Source organism: Agromyces sp. 3263 (assembly GCF_031456545.1).
In the GTDB taxonomy this organism is placed as follows: domain Bacteria; phylum Actinomycetota; class Actinomycetes; order Actinomycetales; family Microbacteriaceae; genus Agromyces.
This window is the reverse complement of record NZ_JAVDUV010000001.1, coordinates 2,351,123-2,373,889: the sequence shown is the minus strand read 5'-3', so window position 1 is coordinate 2,373,889 and position 22,767 is coordinate 2,351,123. Positions and strand designations below refer to the sequence as shown.

At 70.5% G+C, this 22,767-nt stretch carries 14 protein-coding genes; 7 read left to right on the top strand and 7 right to left on the bottom strand.

Features of this window, described 5'->3' with window-relative positions:
• Positions 1-55: 55 nt before the first annotated feature.
• From J2X63_RS10845 to J2X63_RS10830, 4 genes are read right to left on the bottom strand one after another with little or no spacing between them, the layout of a single operon-like run.
• Positions 56-1,057, bottom strand: coding sequence for a glycoside hydrolase family 43 protein (locus J2X63_RS10845; RefSeq protein ID WP_309976938.1), 1,002 nt, complete (start codon positions 1,055-1,057; stop codon positions 56-58).
• Positions 1,054-1,956 carry a carbohydrate ABC transporter permease gene (locus J2X63_RS10840; protein ID WP_309976937.1) on the bottom strand — a complete coding sequence of 301 codons (903 nt, stop codon included), beginning with the start codon at positions 1,954-1,956 and terminating at the stop codon, positions 1,054-1,056. Before J2X63_RS10840 ends, J2X63_RS10845 begins: the two co-directional genes overlap by 4 nt.
• Positions 1,953-2,975, bottom strand: coding sequence for a sugar ABC transporter permease (locus tag J2X63_RS10835; RefSeq protein ID WP_309976935.1), 1,023 nt, complete (start codon positions 2,973-2,975; stop codon positions 1,953-1,955). Before J2X63_RS10835 ends, J2X63_RS10840 begins: the two co-directional genes overlap by 4 nt.
• A gap of 2 nt (positions 2,976-2,977) precedes the next feature.
• Positions 2,978-4,285 carry an ABC transporter substrate-binding protein gene (locus tag J2X63_RS10830; RefSeq protein WP_309976933.1) on the bottom strand — a complete coding sequence of 436 codons (1,308 nt, stop codon included), beginning with the start codon at positions 4,283-4,285 and terminating at the stop codon, positions 2,978-2,980.
• A gap of 179 nt (positions 4,286-4,464) precedes the next feature.
• Between J2X63_RS10830 and J2X63_RS10825 the strand changes: the two genes are divergently transcribed.
• Both J2X63_RS10825 and J2X63_RS10820 read left to right on the top strand, forming a co-directional pair.
• Positions 4,465-5,475 (top strand): LacI family DNA-binding transcriptional regulator, encoded by a 1,011-nt coding sequence (locus tag J2X63_RS10825; protein WP_309976932.1) that lies wholly within the window; start codon positions 4,465-4,467, stop codon positions 5,473-5,475.
• Between the two features lie 98 nt (positions 5,476-5,573).
• Positions 5,574-7,397: a glycoside hydrolase family 2 TIM barrel-domain containing protein gene (locus J2X63_RS10820; RefSeq protein ID WP_309976930.1), complete on the top strand. Its 1,824-nt coding sequence runs from the start codon at positions 5,574-5,576 to the stop codon at positions 7,395-7,397.
• Positions 7,398-7,407: 10 nt separating this feature from the next.
• On the opposite strand, the gene J2X63_RS10815 is transcribed toward J2X63_RS10820, so the two are convergent.
• Positions 7,408-8,064, bottom strand: a complete 657-nt coding sequence (locus J2X63_RS10815; RefSeq protein WP_309976929.1) for a TetR/AcrR family transcriptional regulator — start codon at positions 8,062-8,064, stop codon at positions 7,408-7,410.
• Positions 8,065-8,172: 108 nt separating this feature from the next.
• Here J2X63_RS10815 and J2X63_RS10810 point away from each other — a divergent pair, with 108 nt between their 5' ends.
• The 4 genes from J2X63_RS10810 (at position 8,173) to J2X63_RS10795 (ending at position 14,448) form a co-directional block, all read left to right on the top strand.
• A complete protein-coding gene (locus J2X63_RS10810) occupies positions 8,173-8,859 on the top strand; it encodes a DUF998 domain-containing protein (RefSeq protein WP_309976927.1) in 687 nt (228 codons plus the stop codon).
• Positions 8,860-9,067: 208 nt separating this feature from the next.
• Positions 9,068-10,801, top strand: coding sequence for an ABC transporter ATP-binding protein (locus J2X63_RS10805; RefSeq protein WP_309976925.1), 1,734 nt, complete (start codon positions 9,068-9,070; stop codon positions 10,799-10,801).
• A gap of 65 nt (positions 10,802-10,866) precedes the next feature.
• The gene (locus tag J2X63_RS10800; protein ID WP_309977903.1) at positions 10,867-12,933 is read left to right on the top strand and encodes an ABC transporter ATP-binding protein; all 2,067 of its coding nucleotides are present in this window, start codon (positions 10,867-10,869) and stop codon (positions 12,931-12,933) included.
• Between the two features lie 177 nt (positions 12,934-13,110).
• Entirely contained in the window at positions 13,111-14,448 is a 1,338-nt protein-coding gene (locus J2X63_RS10795) for an MFS transporter (protein WP_309976922.1), read from the top strand.
• A gap of 197 nt (positions 14,449-14,645) precedes the next feature.
• Here the strand turns inward: J2X63_RS10795 and J2X63_RS10790 are convergent, their stop codons facing one another.
• A complete protein-coding gene (locus J2X63_RS10790) occupies positions 14,646-17,690 on the bottom strand; it encodes a DEAD/DEAH box helicase (protein ID WP_309976920.1) in 3,045 nt (1,014 codons plus the stop codon).
• A gap of 98 nt (positions 17,691-17,788) precedes the next feature.
• A complete protein-coding gene (locus tag J2X63_RS10785) occupies positions 17,789-21,676 on the bottom strand; it encodes a S8 family serine peptidase (protein WP_309976918.1) in 3,888 nt (1,295 codons plus the stop codon).
• Between the two features lie 75 nt (positions 21,677-21,751).
• Here J2X63_RS10785 and J2X63_RS10780 point away from each other — a divergent pair, with 75 nt between their 5' ends.
• Complete coding sequence (locus J2X63_RS10780; RefSeq protein ID WP_309976916.1) at positions 21,752-22,762, top strand: helix-turn-helix domain-containing protein; 1,011 nt, start codon at positions 21,752-21,754, stop codon at positions 22,760-22,762.
• Positions 22,763-22,767: the final 5 nt, after the last annotated feature.

Genomic DNA, 22,767 nt, shown 5'->3' with positions numbered 1-22,767 from the left:
TCTGGCCCCCGGATCACACGCCGTGCGAGCACACGTGCGAGCAGGCGATCGGGGGTCAGGGCACGACAACGCGGGGCGTTCCCTCGTCCCAGACCAGCGGCAGCGTGTAGACCTTGCGGGCGAGGAAGTCGGGGTCCCAGGCGTGGAACACGAACACGTCGTCGCCCGCGGCATCCGTCACGATGTCCTGCCCGCCGGGGCCGATGAGCGCGCCGTCGGTCGAATCCGTGGAGAAGAACGGCTCGGGGTCCTTGGTCCACGGTCCGGTGAGCGCCGGCGCGGTCGCGTGGCCGACGGCGTAGGTCTCGTCGCCGTAGGAGTTGGCCGAGTAGAAGAGGTGGTAGACGCCGTCGCGCTTCACGAGGGTCGGCGCCTCGACGAGGTCGCCCTCCCACGCGAGGTCCTGCTTCAGCAGGCGCACCGGAGGACCGGTGAGGCTCAGCCCGTCAGCGCTGAGCGGCGCGGTCTGCAGCCAGGTGTCGAGCCCGCAGCAGTTGCCGTCGTTCTTCCACACGAGGTGCAGGCTGCCGTCGTCGTCGCGGAAGGTCGACGCGTCGATGGCGCCACCCTCCTCGTCGGGGCAGACGAGCATGCCGTCGCCCTGGACGACGAACGGGCCGGTCGCCGACTCCGCCGTCGCGACCGCGATGCACTGTCGGGACGGCGAGAAGTTCGTCGTCGTCGTGTACATCACGAACTGCCCCGGCGCGACCTCGGTCACCTCGGGCGCCCACGTCTTGCCCGGGATGACCCAGTCGGGCAGTTCGGGCAGGGCGTCGTCGTCGAGCACCTCCCACTCGACGAGGTCGGCCGAGCGCGCGACCTGCACGTTCCGGCGCGAGTCGTTCGTCGCGTAGAGGACGTAGCCGTCGTCGGTCGCGAGCACGTCGGGATCGGGGAAGTCCTCGTCGATCACGGGCGCGAACGGCGATTCGGATGCCGCGTCGGGCGCGGCCTCCGTCGCACCCTCGCCCGCACCCGCGGAACACGAGACCAGTGTCGCCGCGGCGGCCAGCGCGAGGCTGGCCGCCGCGACCCGTCGGAGCCGCAGGGTCACCCCTTGAGCCCCTGACGCGAGACACCCTCGATGATGAACCGCTGCAGGAACACGAACAGCAGCAGCACCGGCACGCTCGCGATGACGGCGCCCGCCATGAGCAGGTCGTACCGCACGGCGTTCGCCGACTGCAGCGTTCCGAGGCCCGCCGGCAGGGTCTGGACGTCGGCGCTGAACAGCACGTACACCGGCCAGAGGAAGTCGTTCCAGTTGGTGAGGAACGCCAGCAGGGCGAGCGTCGCCATGGCGGGCTTCGAGAGCGGCAGGATGATCCGCAGGAAGATGCTCCAGCGGTTCGCGCCGTCGATGAGCGCCGCCTCCTCGAGCTCGGCCGGCAGGCTCAGGAAGAACTGGCGCATGAAGAACACGCCGAAGGCGGATGCCGCGGTCGGGATGATGATCGCGACGAGCGAGTTCAGCCAGCCCAGGTTCCCGACGATGAGGTAGTTCGGGATGATGAGGATCACCGGCGGGATCAGCAGGGTGGCGATCACGATGCCGAACACCAGGCCGCGCCCGCGGAACCTCATTCGCGCCAGCGGGTAGGCGGCGAGCGAGGCGGTCACGACGACCAGCGCCGAGTGCAGCACCGCCGCGATGAGGCTGTTCGAGAACCAGATGAGCACCGGGGTGCCGCTGGCCGTGAGGATCGTCTCGTACGCCTGGGTCGTGAACGGGTTCGGGATCCACGTCGGCGGGATGCCCGCGGCATCCGCCCTGGTCTTGAACGAGGTCACCAGCATGAAGATGATCGGGCTGATGTAGAGCAGCGCGAGCACGCCGAGCAGCACGTAGCGCAGCACGATGGCCCACACCGGGGTGCGTCCCGTGCGCGCCTCGCCCTGCCGTTCGACGGCGGTCACGGCGGCCGGCGTGGCCACGCGCTCGATGGCGGTCATCGCAGTGCTCCTTCGCGCGCGGCCGACGGCTCCTGGGGCATCGGCTTCTCCTTCTTCTCGCGGAACAGCCAGAACACGATGACGCTGATCACCATGAGGAAGAACGTGAGCACGTAGCTCATGGCGGCCGCATCGCCCATCTGGAAGTTCCGAAGGCCCGTCTCGGCGATCTGGTAGATGGCCGTGCGGGTCTCCCGCCCCGGGGCGCCCTGCGTGATGATGTACGACTGGCCGAACATGTTCGCCGAGGCGATCAGCGTGTTGATCGTCACGAACGTGAGGATCGGCCGGAGACCCGGGAGCGTGACGTTGCGGAACTTCTGCCACGAGTTCGCCCCGTCGACGGATGCCGCCTCGTACAGCTCGGCGGGGATGTCCTGCAGCGCGGCGAGGTAGATCACCGAGTTGAACCCGAGGGTCCACCACACCGTGACGCCGACCAGCGCGACCCACGCGGCCGGGACCGACGTCGTCCAAGCGGTGTCGTCGGGCAGGCCGAACAGGCCCAGGTAGTAGTTGACGAGGCCGATGTTGTTGTCGAGCAGGTAGCGCCACATCAGGCCGACCACCGCGACGCCGAGCACGTAGGGCGCGAAGTAGACGGCGCGGAAGAAGTTGCGCCCCGGGAACGACTTGTTCATCAGCAGTGCGACGAAGAGCGGCAGCACGAGCAGCAGCGGCACGCTGAAGACCGTGAAGATCGCGGTCGCGCGCATCGAGGTCCAGAACGAGCCGGAGTTGACCGAGTTCGGATCGAAGAGCTCGACGTAGTTCTCACCGCCGACGAACGGCTTGTTCGGCAGCGTGTAGTCCCACTCGTGCAGGCTGATCCAGATGCCGAACACCGACGGCACGATCACGAAGACCGTGAACAGCAGCAGGTAGGGCAGCAGGAACAGCCACGGCGTGAAGGGCTTCTGACGGGTGGGCGACACCCCGGCGCGCCGGGCGGCCGCCCCATCGGATGCCGCGGTGGGCGCCTCCGTTGCGAAGGCGCCCACGCGCGTCTGGGTGCTCATGCTCAGCCGCCGAACTTCTCGAGGTTCTCCTGCATGAGCTTGGTGGCGCGATCCGCCTCGCGCTGCAGCGCCTCCTCGGGGCTCGCCTTGCCGAGCACGCCGTCGGCGACCGCCACCTCGAGGGTCTCCGCCTGCACCGGGCCGAGGCCGGGCACCGCGGGGAGGAAGCGCATGTTGTCGATCTGCTCGGCGATCGGCTCCTGCACCGTGCCGCCGATGACCGACGAGCGCACGGACTCACGCGCGGGGATCATGCCGGCGCCCGCCCACTCACCCGAGTTCTCGCTCATCCACGCGATGAACACCTTGGCCGCGTTGGCCTTGTTGTCGTCGGGCTTGGCCTGGCGGGGCAGGAAGAAGTTGTGCGAGTTCGCCCACACGGCCGGGTCGCCGCCGATCGCCGGCACGGGCGCGGCCGCGAACGGGATCCCGGACTCCTTCAGGTCGTTGATCTGCCAGATGCCGTCCCAGGTGATGGACGTCTCGCCGTTCTTGAAGGCGACGTACTGGGCGTCGGCCGCGACATCCGCCGGGCTGTAGCCCTCGTCGACCATCGACCGCATCCAGGTGAGGCCGTCGACGCCCTCCTCGGAGTCGAAGGTCGCCTCGCTGCCGTCCTCGGAGTACGGCTCGCCGCCGGCCTGCCAGATCAGCGACAACTCCATGAGGTGCGCGGGCCACAGGGCCGGCATCCAGAACGGGGTCTCGTAGCCGGCGGCCTTGAGCTTGTCGAGCGCTTCCTGGAAGGACGCCTCGTCGGTCGGGGGCTCGGTGATGCCGGCGGCCGCGAAGTGCTCGGTGTTGTAGTACATGGCTAGCGAGTGCACGTCGAGCGGGATGCCGTAGCGGGCGTCGTTGTACACGCCGGCGTCCCAGACCTCCTTGCTGAAGTCGTCGGCGCTCAGGTCGAGCTCCTTTGCGAGGTCGTCGACGGGCACGATGACGTTGCGGGCCGCCATCGTCGCCAGCTGGTCGAGGTGCATCACGCCGACGTCGGGGCCTTTGCCCGCCGTCACGGCCGCGGGCAGCTTCTGGTAGAAGTCGCTCCACTCCTGCGTCGTGGACTCGATCTTGATGTTGTCGTGCTCGGCCATGAACTGGTCGACCATCTGCTCCATGAACGGGCCATCACCGCCGGTGAACCCGTTCCAGTACTGCAGGGTGACCTCGGGGCCGTCGTACTCGCCCGTGAACTCGCCGCCGGCGCTCTGCGCGCCGCCCTGTCCGCTGCAGCCGGCCAGCGCCAGCGCGCCGACGGCGGCGATCGCCGCCCCCTGCATGAACCTCGTGAACCTCAGCCTCTTGCCCACCGGTCGTCCTCCTCGTTGAAAACGGTGTCGCGCCTTCGCGCGGACCTGCCGTCGAAACTGACGGCCTCCGACAATGTACAGCGCTGTAAAGTGATCTGTCGAGTGGGTTGATTCTCGGCGTCCGACTTCGTTCGGATTTCGGGAGCGCACCTAGACTCGACTCGACGTGAGGAGGGGCGATGGCTCGGGTGAGGCTCATCGACGTCGCGGAGCGCGCGCAGGTGTCGATGAAGACGGTGTCGAACGTCGTCAACGGATACGCCCATGTGCAGCCCGACATGAGGGCACGCGTGCAGGCCGCCATCGACGAGCTGGGCTATCGGCCGAACCTCACCGCCCGTCGACTGGCCACCGGCCGCACCGGCATGATCGCGCTCGCCATGCCCGAGATCGACCATCCGTACTTCGGCGAGATGGCGAGCCATCTGGCCGAGATCGCGCTCGAGCGCGGGTACCGGGTGATCATCGAGCAGACCCTGAGCGACGCGACCGCCGAGAAGGCCGTGCTGCAGGACCGCGAGGCGGGTCTGGTCGATGGCGTGATCTTCCAGCCGACGCGCATGGCCACGCTCGACCTGGCCCGGCTGCACGACGACCTTCCGCTCGTGCTCCTCGGCGAGGTGGACGCGCCCGTCACCACCGACCACGTCATGATCGACAACGTCGCCGCCGCCCACGACGGGGTGGCCCACCTGCTGGGCCTCGGTCGGCGGCGGGTGGCGTTCCTCGGCCTCGTCGACGGCGACATCACGATGACGAACCGGCGGCGACTGCTCGGCTACCAGGAGGCGCTGGTGGGGGCCGGCGTGCGGCTCGATCCCGAGCTCGTGCTGCACGCTCGCGGCTTCGACTCGCACGACGCCGAGGCGGCCGTCGAGCTGGCGCTCGACCGCGGCCTCGCCTTCGACGCCATCCTGTCGCGGGACGACCGGTTCGCGGCCGGAGCGCTCACCGCGCTGCGGCGCCGAGGGCTGTCGGTCCCAGGCGACGTGGCGGTGATCGGCTGGGACGACAGCGCCATCACCGGCTACACCACGCCCACCCTCACCTCGGTCGCGCCTGACAAGCGGGCGCTCGCGACGCGGGCGTTCGAGCTCCTGCACGAGCGGATGCACGGGCATCACGGTGCCGGACGCCATGTCGTGGTGCCGCACGGCATCTCGGTGCGCGCCAGCGCCCCCGACGCCTGACGGCCGACGCCTGACGCCTGACGGCTCAGCCGACCGGCAGCTTCGACCACCGTCCCTGCGACTTTACAGCGCTGTACAAATGCGCCATGATTCCATGCATGCGTGATTCCTCGATGATGCGGGCCTCCAAGCAGGACGGCAGCTACCCGCGGCCCCAGCTGATGCGCCGCTCCTGGTGCGACCTCGGCGGCGATTGGGAATTCGCGTTCGACGACGACGACACGGGCCTCGACGACGGCTGGCACCTCGGCGAGACGCCGTTCGCCCAGCGCATCGTCGTGCCGTTCCCGCCCGAGTCGCCCGCGTCGGGGATCGGCGACACCGGCTTCCATCGCGTGGCCTGGTACCGGCGCGTCATCGAGCCCGAGCAGCTTCGCACCGCCGGCCTCGGCGACGACGCACCTCGCATCGTGCTGCACTTCGGCGCGGTCGACTTCCGCGCCTCGGTCTGGGCGAACGGACGCCTGCTCGGCTCCCACGAGGGCGGCCAGACGCCCTTCTCCTTCGAGCTGCCCGAGGATCTGCTCGGCGGCACCGTCGCGCTCGTCGTGCGGGTCGAGGACGACCCCCACGACGTCTCGCAGCCGCGCGGCAAGCAGGACTGGCTCGAGGAGCCGCACGTGATCTGGTACCACCGCACGACGGGCATCTGGCAGCCGGTGTGGCTGGAGGCCGTGGCATCCGACCGCGTGACGCGGGTGAACTGGATCCCCGACATTCCGGGTGCCGACGTGGCGCTGCAGCTCCGCCTCGCAGCCCGGCCGACGAGGCCGCTGTGGCTCGAGGTGGAGATCGAGCACGAGGGCGAAGAGCTCGGCACCCTGCGCACCCGCCTGACGGAACCCGAGCACCGTGTCGTGGTCGCGCTACCCAGGCAGGCGAACGGGCAGGGCTACGAGCAGCTGCTCTGGTCGCCCGAGCACCCGACGCTCCTCGACGCGCGGCTCCGGCTCGTCGACGAGGCAGGCACGGTCGTCGACGACGTGGCGTCCTACCTCGGGCTCCGCAGCGTCGACGAGCACGGCGGCCGCTTCCTGCTGAACGACCGCCCCTACTTCCTCCGCTCGGTGCTCGAACAGGGCTACTGGCCCGAGACGCACCTGGCCGCACCGAGCGCCGACGCCCTGCGGGCCGAGGTGCAGCTCATCAAGGACCTGGGCTTCAACGCGGTGCGCCTGCACGAGAAGGTCGAGGATCCCCGCCTCCTCTTCTGGACCGACCGCCTCGGCCTCCTCGTGTGGGGCGAGATCGGCAGCGCCTTCGAGTTCTCGCCGCGTGCGATCGAGCGCACCGTTCGGGAGTGGATGGACGTGATCGCGCGTGACGCGGCGCATCCGTCGATCGTGACCTGGGTGCCCGTGAACGAGAGCTGGGGCGTGCAGCACGTGTCGCACGACGCCGCCCAGCTGCACTACGTGCAGGCGCTCTTCCACCTCACGAAGGCGCTCGACCCGACCCGGCTCGCCGTCTCGAACGACGGCTGGGAGCACGCGCAGTCGGACCTGCTCACCATCCACGACTACGCGACGACCGGCTCGGCACTGCGCACCAATTACGCGGATGCCGCATCCATCGAGGCGATGCGCGAGGGCGTCGGCCCGGCCGGACGCCGCTTGGTCGCCCTCCCCGCGGGCACCGCCGGCAAGCCCGTCATGGTCACCGAGTTCGGCGGCATCACGTTCGCGCCCGACTCCGACATCGAGACCTGGGGCTACTCCGTCTCGGGGTCGGCCACCGAGTTCGAGGAGCACCTCACCGAGCTCGTCTCGGCCCTGCACGCCTCTCCGGTGCTCGCCGGGTTCTGCTACACGCAGCTCACGGACACCCGGCAGGAGGCGAACGGCCTCGTCGATGAGCGCCGGGTGCCGAAGCTGCCCGTCGAGACCCTCCGCGCGATCGTCACCGGCCGGGCCGACGCCTGAGCCCCGCCGCTCAAGCCGCGTAGGCCCGGAGGAACACGGCGGCGCCGCGCTCGGCGCGCTCGACCGCGTGCGTCGCCGTCGCGGCATCCGTGTCGCCGGCGACGTCGAAGAGGGCGCGGTCGAGCGACGGGCCGATCGCGAGGAACGCGAAGTGCTCGGCGGCGACCTGCGCGTCGTCGATGCGCAGCAGCCCCCGTTCGCCGAGCCTTCGCAGCGCGTCGGCGATCGCGGCCATCACGCGGCCCGGTGCGCGCTCGTAGTAGTCGGCGGCGAACCCGGGGAAGCGGGACGCCTCGCCGATGAGCAGGCGCCGCAGGGGGACCACGCGGCCGCCCAGCACGGATGCCGCGAGCTCGCGAGCGAGCGCGACGAGCGCCGCCTCGAGGTCGTCGGCGTCGGCCGTCGTCGACGCGAAGTCGAACGAGAATCGCTCGGCCGTCTCGATGGCGCGGCCGATGATCGCACGGAAGAGCTGCTCCTTGTCGTCGAAGACGTTGTACACGGTGCGCTTCGAGACGCCCGCCTCGGCGGCGATGTCGTCGACGCTGGTGCCGGGATATCCGCGCTCGAGGAACACCCGGGCGGCCGCATCCATGATCAGCGCGCGTGAACGGGTGATCCGCGGGTCTTCGTAGTCGGTCCGGTCGGCCATCGGCTGCGTGCTCATCGATCCTCTTCTGCACTCGCGCGTTTACTTTTGCATCGCTCGGTGCAATACTACACCCATGAGGGCAATACACACCTCGACACCACACTGATCAGGAAGGTGCGCACGATGTCAGCGACAACTCCCGCCCCCTCATCGGCCCCCACCTTCGACCGGGGCCGCGCCGTCACGAAGTCGCTGCTGGGCTGGGGCATCGTGGCAGGTCCGTTCTACCTCGTCGTCGGGCTCGCGCAGGCGCTGCTCGTGCCGGGCTTCGACCTGTCGCGACACGCGCTCAGCCTGCTGCTGCTCGGCCCGCTCGGTTGGATCCAGGCGGCCAACCTCGTACTCACCGGCCTCATGGTGCTCGCCGCGGCCGTCGGGTTCGCCCGGCTGCTGCCCGGACGTCGCGGCACGTGGGCGGCCGTGCTCCTCGGCCTGTACGGCGTCAGCCTGTTCGCTGCAGCGGTCTTCCCGCCCGACCCTGCGGGCGGGTTCCCACCGGGGGGCGCGGATGCCACGACCGCGTCGCCGAGCGGACTGCTCCACCTCGCGGCCGGCGCGACCGGATTCCTCAGCCTCGCGGCCGCGGCGGTCGTCATCGGCACGTGGTTCCGCAGCGAGGGGCGCGGCGCAGCAGCGACGATCTCGTTCGTCGCCGCGGCGGTCATCGTGCTCGGGTTCCTCGGCGGCGCGGCGCTCGCCACGGTGCCCGCCGGTGTCGGACTGCTCTGGCTGGCGGTGATCGCCGGTTTCGCGTGGCTCGCGTTCGCCTCGCTCACCGCCTACCGCATGGCGCCGCGGCCCGACTGCTGACCGGTTCGGGCCGCGACCCCGAGGCTGCCCCGGTGTCTTCCCGAGTCGGGCCCGTGATTGCGCTCTCAGCGATATCAGCCGAGCGGATGATGTCGGAGGGTAGGGGTTCGATGCAGACTAGCGGGTGCGATATCGAGCGGGGGTTCGAGATCGCCGCCGGCGGGTCCCTCCTTCGTCTCCCGCCTTCACCTCTTCCATTCGGAGAACCATGCTCGGAAAACTCCTCATCCGGTACCTGAAGCCCTACAAGTGGTTACTGCTCGGCGTCCTGGTGTTCCAGTTCATGTCTGCGCTCGCGAGCCTCTACCTGCCGAGCCTCAACGCCGACATCATCAACAACGGCGTCTCCAAGGGCGACACGGAGTACATCTGGTCGACGGGCATGTTCATGCTCGCCATCTCGCTCGGGCAGATCATCGCGGCCATCATCGCCACGTACTTCGCCGCGAAGGCCGCCATGCGCGCCGGCCGCGACATCCGCAACGACGTCTTCGACAAGGTGAGCGCGTTCTCCGAGCGGGAGGTCTCGCAGTTCGGCCCCGGCTCGCTCATCACCCGCAACACGAACGACGTGCAGCAGGTGCAGATGCTCGCGATGATGGGCGCCACCATGCTCATCAGCGCGCCGCTGCTCGCCGTCGGCGGCATCATCATGGCCCTCTCGCAGGACGTCGGCCTCAGCTGGCTCATCGGGGCCTCGGTGCTCGTGATCCTCGTCGTCGCGATCATCGTCATCAGCCGCATGGTGCCGCTCTTCCGCAGCTTCCAGGTGAAACTCGACGCCGTGAACCGGATCCTCCGCGAGCAGCTCACCGGCATCCGCGTGGTGCGCGCGTTCGTGCGGGAGCCCATCGAGGAGGAGCGGTTCCGCGGCGCCAACGCCGACATCATGGACGTCGGCCGTCGCGTCGGCACCCTCTTCATCACGCTGTTCCCGTTCTTCATGCTCGTCATCAACGTGACGATCATCGGCGTGATCTGGTTCGGCGCCATCGAGGTCAACGAGGGCGACGTGCAGATCGGCACCCTGTTCGCCTTCATGCAGTACATCGGCCTGATCCTCGGCGGCGTCCTCATGGCGGCGTTCACCACGATCATGATTCCCCGCGCAGCCGTGTCGGCCGAGCGCATCAGCGAGGTCCTCGCCAGCGAGTCCACCCTGACGCGTGCCGAGAACCCCGTGTCGGCCTTCCCCGAGGTCGGATCGGTCGAGTTCCTCGATGCGGAGTTCGCCTACCCGGGCGCCGAGTCCCCGGTGCTGCACGGCATCACCTTCCGGGCCGAGCCCGGTGAGACCGTCGCGATCGTCGGCTCCACCGGTGCGGGCAAGACGACGCTCGTCTCGCTCATCCCGCGGCTGTTCGACGCCACCGGCGGCGCCATCCGCGTCAACGGCGTCGACGTGCGCGAGGCCGACCTCGACCGGCTGTGGAAGACGATCGGCCTCGTGCCGCAGCGCCCCTTCCTCTTCGCCGGCACCGTGGCCTCCAACCTGCGCTTCGGTCGGGAGGAGGCCACCGACGCCGAGCTCTGGCACGCGCTCGAGATCGCCCAGGGCCGCGACTTCGTGGCCGAGATGGAGGGTGGGCTGAACGGGCGCATCGCCCAGGGCGGCACCAATGTGTCGGGCGGCCAGCGCCAGCGGCTCGCGATCGCCCGGGCGATCGTGCACAACCCCGACATCCTCGTGTTCGACGACTCGTTCTCGGCGCTCGACCTCACGACCGATGCCAGGTTGCGGCAGGCGTTGTGGCGGGAGCTGCCACACGTGACCAAGATCGTCGTGGCGCAGCGCGTCTCGACCATCACCGACGCCGACCGCATCATCGTCCTCGACGACGGCGGCATGGTCGGCATCGGCACGCACGACGAACTCCTGCAGACGTCGACGACGTACCGCGAGATCGTCGAATCCCAGCTCGGAGTGGAGGCAACGGCATGAGCGCCGACACGAACAAGACGAACGGCCGTGCCCGCGGACGGGCCCGGCAGGCAGAACCCCAGGAGATGACCGAAGAGGAGCGCATCGAGCACGAGCTGGCCGAAGAGGCGCGCCGCAACTCGGGGTCGTGGGACAGCGTCGCGCCCGGAAAGGCGCAGGACTTCGGCGCCAGCTTCCGTCGCATGCTCGGACTCCTCTCCCCGTGGAAATGGTCGTTCGCGTTCGCCTCCCTGCTCGGCGCCATCGGCGTCGTGCTCACGGTCATCGCGCCGAAGGTGCTCGCCGAGGCGACGAACCTCATCTTCGAGGGCGTCATCTCCCTGCAGCTGCCCGCGGGCGTCACGCAGGAACAGGCCGTCGCCGGCCTGCGGGCGGCAGGCCAGGAGGACCTCGCGAACATCGTCGAGGCTGCGGGCACCCTGACGCCGGGCGAGGGCATCGACTTCGTCGCCCTGAGCCAGGTCGTCATCGTCGTGCTGATGCTCTACATCGCCGCATCGGTGCTGTCGTGGGTGCAGGGCTATGTGATCAACGTCATCATGGTTCGGGCCATGTTCCGCCTGCGCGAAGACGTCGAGGCCAAGGTGCACCGCCTGCCCCTCAGCTACTTCGACCGCGTGCAGCGCGGCGAGCTCATCTCGCGGGTCACGAACGACATCGACAACATCACGCAGACGATGCAGCAGTCGCTGTCGAGCGCGCTCACGAGCGTGCTGACCGTGGTCGGCGTCGTGATCATGATGTTCTCGATCTCGTGGCAGCTCGCGCTCGTCACCCTCGTCTCACTGCCGCTCATGGGCGTGATCTTCGGCGTCATCGGTCCGAAGTCGCAGGCCGCCTTCGGCATCCAGTGGAAGAAGGTCGGCCGGCTCAACGCACGCGTCGAGGAGTCCTTCTCGGGCCACGCGCTCGTGAAGGTGTTCGGCCGCGAGCAGGAGTCGAGCCGGAGCTTCCGCGCCGAGAACGAGGAGCTCTACGACGCCGCGTTCAAGGCGCAGTTCCTCTCGGGCATCATCATGCCCGCCATGATGTTCATCGGAAACCTCACGTACGTGGGCATCGCGGTGCTCGGCGGACTCATGGTCGCGAGCGGCCAGCTGCGACTCGGCGACGTCCAGGCGTTCATCCAGTACTCGCAGCAGTTCACGCAGCCGCTCTCGCAGCTCGGCGGCATGGCGGCCGTGGTGCAGTCGGGCACGGCCTCGGCCGAGCGGGTCTTCGAGCTGCTCGACGCCGATGAGCAGGAGCCCGACGCGGTCCACGCTCCCGCGGCGATCGACGGCGACGGCACCATCGAGTTCCAGAACGTGTCCTTCGCCTACACCCCCGAGCGTCCGCTCATCCGCGACCTGTCGTTCCGGGTCGAGCCCGGGCAGACCGTCGCGATCGTGGGGCCGACCGGTGCGGGCAAGACGACGCTCGTGAACCTCATCATGCGGTTCTACGAGCTCGACGGCGGACGCATCCTGCTCAACGGCCAGGACATCGCCGAGCTCACCCGGCACGACGTGCGCGCACGCACCGGCATGGTGCTGCAGGACCCTTGGCTGTTCGCCGGTTCCATCCGCGAGAACATCCGCTACGGTCGCGAGTCGGCGAGCGACGACGAGATCCTCGAGGCGGCACGGGCCACCTACGTGGATCGGTTCGTGCACTCGCTGCCCGAGGGGTACGACACCGTGCTCGACGAGGACGCATCGAACGTCTCGGCCGGCGAGAAGCAGCTCATCACGATCGCCCGTGCGTTCGTGGCGCAGCCGTCGGTGCTGATCCTCGACGAGGCGACCTCCTCGGTCGACACCCGCACCGAGCTGCTGCTGCAGCACGCGATGGCGGCGCTCCGAGAGGGACGCACGTCGTTCGTGATCGCGCACCGCCTCTCGACGATCCGCGACGCCGACCTCATCCTCGTGATGGAGCACGGCGACATCGTCGAGCAGGGCAGCCACGACGAGCTCATCAAGCGGGAGGGCGCGTACTGGCGCCTGTACAACTCGCAGTTCGAGCAGGCCGCCACCGACCTCGACGCCGACGCGGTACTCGTGCAGCCCGAGGCCGAGCCGGCCGGCGCCGCATTCGAGGCCGGGTACGAGGCGAAGGTCGACGCCGCCGCGGAGGGCGCCGACCTGTAGCACCGGCGCAGCGCGCCGACGGCGCGCGAGTGCATCGAACGAGCGGATGTCCCTCCACGGGGCATCCGCTCGTTCCCGTTCGGGGCGCTGGGAACGGGCGTCGACCGGTCCGGTTAGGCTGGAACGGCGGCGGCTCGCACCGGAGGCCGCCGTCATCCGTTTCTCCCTGAAGGTCTCGTGACGACTGCCATCCCTCCCGTGCGCGCCTGGCGCCTGTGGCTGGTGTGGGGTGTCGGCGTGGCGGCCTACGTGGTCTCGGTCACGAACCGCACGTCGCTGTCGGCGGTCGGCGTCGACGCGGCGGTGCGCTTCGACGCGGATGCCTCAGTGCTGTCGCTGTTCGCGGTGGTGCAGCTCGCCGTGTACGGCGCGATGCAGATCCCAGTGGGCCTGCTGCTCGACCGGTTCGGGGCGAGACCGATCATCACCGCGGGCATGTTCCTCATGGCGGTCGGCCAGCTCGTCATGGCGTTCGCGCCCGACGTGGGCACCGCGATCTTCGCGCGGATGCTCGTCGGCGCGGGCGACGCCGCGGTCTTCCCGAGCGTGCTCCGCGTGGTGGCGGTATGGTTCCCCGAACGGCAGGCGCCGTTCCTCGTGCAGATGACGGGCATCGTGGGCCAGACCGGGCAACTCCTCGCGATCCTGCCGATGGCCGCCATCCTGCACGCCTCGACGTGGAGCGTCGCGTTCGGCAGCCTCGCCGGCCTCGGCGCCCTGTTCACGGTGCTCACCTTCGCGGTCATCCGCAACCGGCCTCCCGATCGCGACGCGGACATCTCGGTGGACACCGCCACCGGCGCCATCCACGCGGTGACGTCGTCGGCCGACCTGCGCGAGGGCTTCCGCGAGTCGTGGGCGCACCCGGCGACCCGGCTCGCGTTCTGGTCGCACTTCACGACGCCGTTCTCGGGCACGGCCTTCATCCTGCTGTGGGGCTTCCCGTTCCTGACGGTCGGCGAGGGGCTCTCCCCCGCCATGGCCTCGCTGATCTTCAGCGTGTACGTGATCTTCGGCATGGTCGCCGGTCCGGTGATCGGGGCGCTCTCGAGCCGGCATCCGATGCGGCGGTCCCGGATGCTGGTCCTCCCGGTCATCGGCATCCAGGCGCTGGTCTGGCTGGTCGTGATCGCGTGGCCGGGCCCCGCGCCCATCTGGCTGCTCTTCCTGCTCGCGTTCGCGTTGAGCACCGGTGGCCCGGCCTCGATGATCGGATTCGATCACGCCCGAACCTTCAACCCGAGTCATCGGCTCAGTACGGCCACGGGCATCGTGAACGTCGGCGGGTTCCTCGCGGCGCTGCTCGCGATCCTCTTCATCGGCATCGCGATGGACGCGCAGGGCGCGGGCTCTCCCGACACCTACAGCCTGGAGGCGTTCCGCATCGCGTTCCTCACGCAGGTGCCGCTCTGGGCGGTCGGCTCGGCGTGCATCGTGTGGGAACGGAAACGCACGCGCGTGCACATCGGCCTCGATGAGCCGCGCACGCGTCGACGCGACCGCTGGACGCGCTAGCAGCGCGGCGCAGGGCCTCAGGATGCCGGACGCGCGCCTCGGGGCTTCAGCCACCGAGGCGCGACGTCGTAGGGTATGCGGCGGCCCGGATCGGGCCTGACGCGACCCTTCGGGTGTGGGTCAAGCGTCCCAGTGAGCGTAGCAGACCGTTTTCGAGTGAAGCTCAGCATTCGGTCAGGAAGCGGCCGCCGACGGCTTCAGCCGTCGAGCAGCGCACGCAGGTCGTCGGCGCTGATCGTGTCGGCACCGTCGAGCACCGCGGCATCCGTGGCGTCGGCGCCCGCGTCGAGGATCGACGCCACGAGTTCGCCCTTGCGGGCCTTGAGGTCCATCACCTTCTCCTCGATCGTGTCCTGCGCCACGAGCCGGTAGACCATGACCTGCTTCGCCTGCCCGAGGCGGTGCGCGCGGTCGACGGCCTGCGCCTCGCTCGCGGGGTTCCACCACGGGTCGAGCAGGAACACGTAGTCGGCCTCGGTGAGGTTCAGGCCGAACCCGCCGGCCTTCAGGCTGATCAGGAACACGGATGCCTCGCCGGCACGGAAGCGCGCGATCTCGGCGTCGCGGCGGCGCACCGGCGTCGACCCGTCGAGGTAGGCGTAGGGCACGCCCGCGGTGTCCAGCCGGCTCGCCGCGCGGCCGAGGAACGAGGTGAACTGGCTGAACACCAGCGCGCGGTGGCCCTCCGCGAGCACGTCGTCGAGCTGCTCGAACAGCGCGTCGAGCTTGGCCGACGGGTAGCCGGCATAGCGCTCCTCGTCGACGAGCGTGGCGTCGAGGGCGAGCAGGCGCAGCAGGGTGAGTGAGCGGTACACGATGAACCGCTGCCGGTCGAGGTCGTCGATGAGCCCGAGCAGCTTCTGCCGCTCTCGCTGCAGCACCGTGTCGTAGAGGCGCCGGTGGCGCGGGGCCAGCTCGACCGCCAGCACCTGCTCCTGCTTGGGCGGCAGCTCAGGGGCCACCACCTCCTTCGTGCGGCGCAGGATGAGCGGCCGGATGCGTCGCCGCAGGCGCTCGCGCCGCTCGGCGTTGCCGTCCTGCTCGATCGGCCTGCGGTACCGCTCGTCGAACGCGCGGCGCGACGGGAACAGGCCGGGCGCCACGATCCGCAGGATCGCCCAGAGCTCGCCGAGGTGGTTCTCGATGGGCGTGCCGGTCACGGCGAGGCGGAACGGTGCGCGGATGCCGCGTGCCGCCTCGTGCGCCTTCGTCGCCGCGTTCTTCACGAACTGCGCCTCGTCGAGCACCAACCCGCCCCATTCCACCGCGGCGAATGCCGCGGCCTCGAGGCGGAGCACGGCGTAGGTCGTGACGACGAGGTCGGCCGACGCCGCGGCATCCGCGATGCGACCGCGCCGTTTCGCCTCGGTCGCGGTGACGCTCGCGACCCTGAGACCGGGCGTGAACCGCTCGGCCTCGCGCACCCAGTTCGAGGCGACGGAGGTGGGCGCGACGACGAGGAACGGGAGCCGGCCGTCGGGCTGCTCGACGGCGTGGGCGATGAGCGCGAGCGTCTGCGCCGTCTTGCCGAGCCCCATGTCGTCGGCGAGCACGCCGCCGAGGCGGTTCGCCCAGAGGAACGCGAGCCAGCGGAATCCGGCCAGTTGGTACGGGCGGAGCGGCAGGGCGAGCCCGGCCGGTGGCTCGAGCTGCTCGACGCGCCCCTCCTCGAGCGCGGCCACGGTGCGACGCCAGTCGACTGCCGGCTCCGCGACGTCGGCGAGGTCCTCGAAGTCGGCCCAGAGGCTCGTCTGCGAGCGGTGGAGGCGCAGCCCGGTCTCCCACTCGGCGAGCGTGCCGGCCTCCTCGATCAGCTCGCGCAGCGGCGCGAACACCGGCTGGTTGAGCATGAGGTAGCTCTTGTCGACGAGCAGGAGTCGCTTCTGCCCCTTCGAGAGCGCTCGGAACAGCGGCATGAAGGGAACCAGCTTGCCGTCGACCGTCAGCACCACGCCGAGGTCGAACCAGTCGCGCTTGAGCGTCTCGACGGTGGTGACGGTGACGACGGGCTCGGCGGTGGCCTCGCGGTACTCGGGTCGCTCGCCTGTGACGTCGATGCGCAGGGCGCTGCCGGCGGCGAGGCGTTCGAGTCGCGGCAGGCGCTCGGCGGTGAACTCGGCCGCGTCGACGCCCCGCAGCACCACGGCATCGAGCGGCACCCAGCCGAGTTCGTCGGCGACCCGGGCGAGCAGGTCGTCGTCGAGATCGGGGTCGGCCGCAGCCGTGTCGACGGATGCCGCAACCGCCGCCGTGCGCCCGTCGGCGTGCTCCCAGTGCCACGCGAGCCGGAGCACGTCGTCGGGCTCGAAGCGCGCGTCGAGCACGAGCGCCGCGGGCGGCAGCGGCGGCGGGTCGAAGCTGCCGTCACGGCTGGTGACGGTGATCGACCGGGCGAGGGCATGGAAGTGCCCGCGGAGGAACTCGGGCACCTCGTCGGCGGGCACCCGCACGGTGCGAGGCTGTTCGAGTGCCGAGCGTTCGGCCGGGGCGAGGGGTCGGGCCAGGGGTGCCAGCTCGAGGAGGCCCGCATCGAGGTCGAACCGGTAGAGGCCGTGAAGAGCGACGAGTCGCGCGTCGCCGACGGCTCGCACGATGCCCGGGCCGCCGCTGCCGCCCGAGGCGAACTCGAGCCGCGGCACGAGCTCGAGGTCGCCGCCGTCGTCGATCGTCGCATCGAGCACGACGGATGCCGCGCCGAGCACCTCGAGGTCGGGCGTCACGTCGGAGCCGACCAACTCGATGCCGAGCCGCGCGGCCTCGCCGAACAGGGCCCACAGCAGGGGGCTCTCGAACTCGTCGAGGGTGATCCACTCGGAGCCGTAGGTCGCGAAGACGCTCGGTGAGGAGCCCTTCAGCAACGCGAACTGGGCGAACCAGCGCGACTGGGCGGGGTCGTACCCGCCGGCCGTGGCCTGGAAGCCCACGTTCTGCCAGGTGAGCCCCGCCTTGATCCACGCGCCGCGTGCGCCGCGCGTGACCGGGCGCACGGCGAGCCGGTCGACGGACCCGGCACGACGGGCGGGCTCGTCTCGGGGACCCTGCCATTCCCCGGGCCGGCGCGTGACCCGGCGGCGCAGCTCGAACTGCAGGGCGAGCGGCCGTCGCGGCGCGGCATCCGACGCGGCCCGCGGCTCATCGCCGGATGCCGCGTGCCCGTGTCGCGGCGTGAACGGGGCCAGGTCGCGACGCCAGTCGCCGGCCGGGGCACGGCGCCCGCCACGGGGTGCGGGATCGGCGGGCATGCACCCATGCTCGCACGCGGTTCCGACACACGACGCGGCGCCGACCGATCCGTGGATCGGGCCGACGCCGCGTCGCTGCTGCGGGTCAGTGCCTCAGGTCAGGCGTGACCACCGTGCGGGCCGTGGGGGCCGTGGCCGCCGTTGCCGCCGTTGCCGCCGCCGTGGCCGCCCTTCGCGGGCGCCGCCTCGAACGCCCGCTCGATCTCCTGCGAGAACGTGTTGCCGGCGGCATCCTTCGCGGTCACCCGGAGGTCGACCCACGCGCCGGCGTCGGGCACCGGCAGCTGCGCGGTGTACGACTCGAGGAACGGGCGATCGACGGGGTAGACGATCATCGGGCTCACCGAGGCCGCGTCCGCCGCGGCATCCGCGATCTCGACAGCCCGCCATTCGCCACCGGGCACGCGCATCTCGAGCGTCGCGTCGGTGAGCTCGGCCATGCCGTCGGCGCTCTCGATGTGGCTGAGCTCCAGGCCGAACTCGACGGGCTTGCCGGCCTTGCGGCCGGCTCCGACGGCACCCGCGGCGTCGGCGTCGACGTCGTAGTAGGCCTGGATCATCGGCAGCGTCTGCTCGGTGTAGTCGTCGGCCGACCCGGTCGACTCGAACGTCCACTCGGTGACCGTCCTCGTCGAGCCCGGCGTGTACGTGCCGTCGTGCACCGCGGTGTTCAGCACGCGCCACTCCATGGTGCCGTCGGGGATGTCGAACACCGTCGCCGACTGCCAGGGCGAAGACGCCTTGAGTTCGCCGTCGAGCCAGACCTCCGTGAGCTGCGACCGGTCGTCGCGCTGCTCGAACACGTCGAAGGCACCCGTGTGCTGGGCGCTTCCGCCATCGCCCCACGACGGGACGTTGACCTGCGCGAACGAAGCGACGCGCTCGGGAGCCCAGTAGCCCGGTCCGACGAACGGACGCACGATCGGGCCGTAGAAGGTGTCCTCCGAGACCGAATTCGGCTCATACGAACGACGCAGGTCGCGCATCTCCCAACTCGCGTCGATGAGCATCGTGCCCTCGTTCCACTGCACGTCCTCGGTGTTGACCCAGTCCGTGCGCTCGAGTCCGCGCTCGGTACGGAGCATCTGGCCGATCGAGTACTGCGTCACCGGGTCGAAGTCCCAGCGGAACTCGCCGATCAGCTCGCCCGTCTCGCCGTGGAACGTCGTGTCGATGCGGGCGAGGTCCGTCGCCCGGTAGTCGAGATCCTCGGGGATCGAGCCGTCGCTGAACCGGAGGATGTCGAACACCTCCTCGGGGGCGGCCTCGACCGCTCCGGAGATGGTGAGCTTCTTCGACCCGATCGACTTCAGGAGCGCACGTCCCTGGACGCCGCTGATCGACGCCACCGGCAGGTCGACCTCGCTCAGGTAGTCCTCGCTGCCGACCCACGTCGTGAACTCGCCGTCGGCGTCGTTCACGATGAGCAGGGCCACGGCACCCGCGGCGCGGGCGTTCGCCGCCTGCGCGGAGGGCGACACGTCGCTCGAGCGCGTCACGACCGCGACCTTGCCGGCCGCCTTGGCCGTCGCGAACTCCTCGGCGCTGCCCAGACCGGCGTCGACGGCAGCGGCCTTGAGCGTGGCATCGCGCAGGGCCGACCCGGCCAGCGGAATCAGGTCGAGCGATTCCTTGCCCGCCTTGAGGTCCATGATCGGCTTCGCGAGCCGCCACCGGCTCGTGAACGCGAACGTGTCGGTGTTCGGCGCGGTCATCGGCTGGGCGTAGAACCCGTCGCTCGTCACCGAGTCGATGTAGCTCGACACGAAGGCGTCGGCGTGCACGTCGAGCCGGTTGAACCACGGGGTGAGGCCATCGGTGCCGACGTCGACGGTGACGGGCTTCGTCGCCCGGGCGTCGAAGGCCACCTCGGCATCGCCGTCGAGCACCAGGTCGGGATCGCCGACGAGCACGGTCACGGATTCGTCGGCGGCGTGATCGACCGTCATGTAGGCCATGACGGCGTACTCGCCGTCGGGCAGGCGCATCGTGGACTCGCCGCTCACGAAGATCGGCTCGTACCAGTCGTTGGCCACGTCGTAGAGCACGGCGTAGGTCTCGACGGGCTCGCCGTCGAATCCGGTCGCGGTGATGGTGAGGTCGTAGCGCTCCTGCTCGGCGATGGTGCCGAGGGCGGTGCGCGCGACGGCCGTGCCGTCGACGCTGGCGACGAGGGCGCCCGAAAGCTGCGTGCCGGTCTCGACCTTCGCCGGGTCGACGGTCAGCTCGACCGAGCGGGTCTCGCCGGCCGGGATCGTGAGCTGGTCGTCGGCCATGGTGAGGACGCCGTCGGGGGCGCCGTCGAGCGAGGCGACCAGGTCGACGACGACCTCGTCGGCGCCGCGGTTCGTGTAGTCGATCGTGCGCGTGACGAGCTCGGGCTCCTCACCCCAGGCGAGCATGCCGAAGTCACCCGAACCCGACGCGATGACGGGCGCGTCGATCGCGGTCTCGAGGTCGACGACGCCGGAGCCCGCCTCGTACGAGCGGAGCCCGACGTCCTTCGCGGTGCTGAGGAGCGCGGCACGCAGCTGGTCGGCGGTGTACTCGGGGTGCTGCTGCTTGAGCAGCGCGGCGGCACCGGCGACGTGCGGCGTCGCCATCGAGGTGCCGCTCATCGCCACGTAGGAGCCCTCGCCGGCGCTGTCGGCCGAGCGAGCGGCGGTGATGTCCTCGCCGGGGCCGGCGAGTTCGGGCTTGAGCGCGCCCGAGAAGGCGAGCGGGCCCTGGTTGGAGAAGTACGAGAGCGCCCCGGTCGGGTCGGCGACGGAGGCGACGGTGAGCGCCTCGGCTGCCGCTCCGGGCGCGCCGATCGCCTCGGGCGCGCCGTTGTTGCCGGCGGCCACGACGAACAGGGCGCCGGTCTGCTCGGCGATCGTGTTGAGCGCCTCGGACATGACGTCGGTGCCGTCGGACGGCTCGGAGGAACCGAGGCTCATCGACACGATGTCGGCGTGCTCACCAGCCCACTGCATGGCCTCGATGATCCACGAGTCCTGGCCGGAGCCGTCGGCGCCGAGCACCTTGCCGACGAGAAGGTCGGCGCCGTCGGCGACGCCGCGGTTGGCGCCGTCGCTCGCCGCACCGGTGCCGGCGATCGTCGAGGCGACGTGCGTGCCGTGCCCGTGCGGGTCGGAGGCGGGGTCGTCCTCGCCGGGCACGAAGCTCTTCGAGTCGGCGGCGAGGACCCGGCCGGCGAGGTCGGGGTGGGTGTCGTCGTAGCCGGTGTCGAGCACGGCGACGGTGACGCCCGCGCCGGTGTAGCCGGCGTCCCAGGCGGCGGGTGCGCCGATCCACGGCACCGAGCTGTCGAGGGTCGCCTGCACCTTGCCGTCGAGGTGGATCGCCTCGATGCCGCCTCCGAGCGACACCTCGGTGCTGAAGGGCGAGGCGCCGGATGCCGCGGTGAGCGCGTTCCACGTCGAGGCCGCGGTCGCGTGATCGGCTGTGGCCGCGGCGCCGCCGACGCTCTCGAGCGTCGCACCGATGGCGACGCCGGGCAGCGGTGCGCTGAACGCCGCGGGGCCGTCGGCGTACTCGAGGATGACGGGCGTCGCGCTGACCGACGCGTCGTCGTAGCCGTACTCGATGAGCTGCGAGACGTTGAAGAGGTCGCGATCGACGACGCCGGCGGCGAGATACGGCATCGCGGACTGCGGCAGCACGTTGAGGTCGCCGTCGACCTCGACGGTCTGCACCGCCGCGCCCGGCACGGCGGTCTCGACGTCGACGGTGTGCGTGCCGTCGGGGAGGTCGGTCACCTTCACGCGGTCGCCCGTGATGAGGGTCACGGTGTGCGTGCCGCCCGCGGCAGCGGCAGGGGAGGCGCCGGATGCCGCGGGCGGTGCACCTCCCCCGTCGGTCGGGTCGGCGATCGCGGGGAGTGCGGCGGCGCTGACGCCGACGACGCCGATCGCGATGCCGCTGATGGCGGCGGCGATCGAACGGCGGCGGCGTTGCGCGGCAGTCCGGCTGCTTTGTGGCATGGGGGAACCTCTCGCATGTGTTGCTGGCTTGCAAGCACGCTGTCACACGACGACGGCTATGGTGGTGGCGGAGAGATGCCATGGCCGCGATTCGCCACGGCGCAGACGACGGGAGCGGCGCTCGTGCTCGACGCGATCGGACTGGACGACGAGCACACGTCCGTCTACCGACTCCTGCTCGCGGCGCCGTCGGCCGACATCGGGGAGATCGCCCGGGGTGCCGCGATGCCGGTGGCGCGCGTGCAGGCGGTGGTCGACGAGCTCGAGCGCATCGGGCTGCTCGCCAGGCAGGCGTCCGCCCCCGATCGCGTCGTCGCCTCGCCACCGGCCCTCGCGCTGCGGCCGCTGCTGCTCGAACGCGAGCGCCGGCTGACCGAGGCGCACGAGACGCTCGTGCAGCTCAGCGAGCTCTACCGCCAGGGGGCGGTGCAACGGGAGGTGCCCGACGTCGTCGACGTCGTGCTCGGTCCCGAGGCGGTGCGCCAGCGGCTGGGGCAGCTGCAGGCGTCGGCCGAGCGACGGGTGGACGCGTTCGTGCTGCGCGAGGTGGCGCTCATCGACGGCAGCGAGAACACCGAGGAGGACCGGGCGCTCGCACGCGGCGTGCGCTACCGGGTCGTCGTCGAGGCATCCGTGCTCGAACGTCCGAAGTTCCTCGACCAGGCGAGGGAGGTGATGCCGCTGGGCGAGGAGATCCGCGTGCTGCCGACTCTCCCGACCCGCCTGTTCATCGCCGACGGCATTCTCGCGCTCCTCCCCATGTACTCGCACGGCGACCGCAAGGTGTCGGGCGCCCTGCTGGTGCATCCGAGCGGGCTGCTCGACCTCGTGAACGCCATGTTCGAGGAGTACTGGCGTACGTCGACCCGGCTCGTCGAGGACGGCGGGCTCGCGAGCGAGGTCGAGGCGATCGACCGCGACCTGTTGAAGCTCCTGCTCCTCGGGATGACGGATGCCGCGGCGGGCGCGCAGCTCGGCATCTCGGTGCGCACCGTGCAGCGGCGGGTCGCCGAGTTGATGGACCGCGGCGGCGTCACCACGCGCATCCAGCTCGGCGCGGAGGCTGTGCGCCGCGAGTGGGTCTGAGGACC

Excerpts from the sequence above, each read along its gene's own strand:
- J2X63_RS10835 (WP_309976935.1), bottom strand. The coding sequence starts at position 2,975 with ATGAGCACCCAGACGCGCGTGGGCGCCTTCGCAACGGAGGCGCCCACC.
- J2X63_RS10790 (WP_309976920.1), bottom strand. The coding sequence starts at position 17,690 with ATGCCCGCCGATCCCGCACCCCGTGGCGGGCGCCGTGCCCCGGCCGGC.
- J2X63_RS10780 (WP_309976916.1), top strand. The coding sequence starts at position 21,752 with ATGCCATGGCCGCGATTCGCCACGGCGCAGACGACGGGAGCGGCGCTC.
- J2X63_RS10805 (WP_309976925.1), top strand. The coding sequence starts at position 9,068 with ATGCTCGGAAAACTCCTCATCCGGTACCTGAAGCCCTACAAGTGGTTA.
- J2X63_RS10810 (WP_309976927.1), top strand. The coding sequence starts at position 8,173 with ATGTCAGCGACAACTCCCGCCCCCTCATCGGCCCCCACCTTCGACCGG.
- J2X63_RS10825 (WP_309976932.1), top strand. The coding sequence starts at position 4,465 with ATGGCTCGGGTGAGGCTCATCGACGTCGCGGAGCGCGCGCAGGTGTCG.
- J2X63_RS10815 (WP_309976929.1), bottom strand. The coding sequence starts at position 8,064 with ATGAGCACGCAGCCGATGGCCGACCGGACCGACTACGAAGACCCGCGG.
- J2X63_RS10820 (WP_309976930.1), top strand. The coding sequence starts at position 5,574 with ATGCGTGATTCCTCGATGATGCGGGCCTCCAAGCAGGACGGCAGCTAC.
- J2X63_RS10785 (WP_309976918.1), bottom strand. The coding sequence starts at position 21,676 with ATGCCACAAAGCAGCCGGACTGCCGCGCAACGCCGCCGCCGTTCGATC.
- J2X63_RS10840 (WP_309976937.1), bottom strand. The coding sequence starts at position 1,956 with ATGACCGCCATCGAGCGCGTGGCCACGCCGGCCGCCGTGACCGCCGTC.
- J2X63_RS10800 (WP_309977903.1), top strand. The coding sequence starts at position 10,867 with ATGACCGAAGAGGAGCGCATCGAGCACGAGCTGGCCGAAGAGGCGCGC.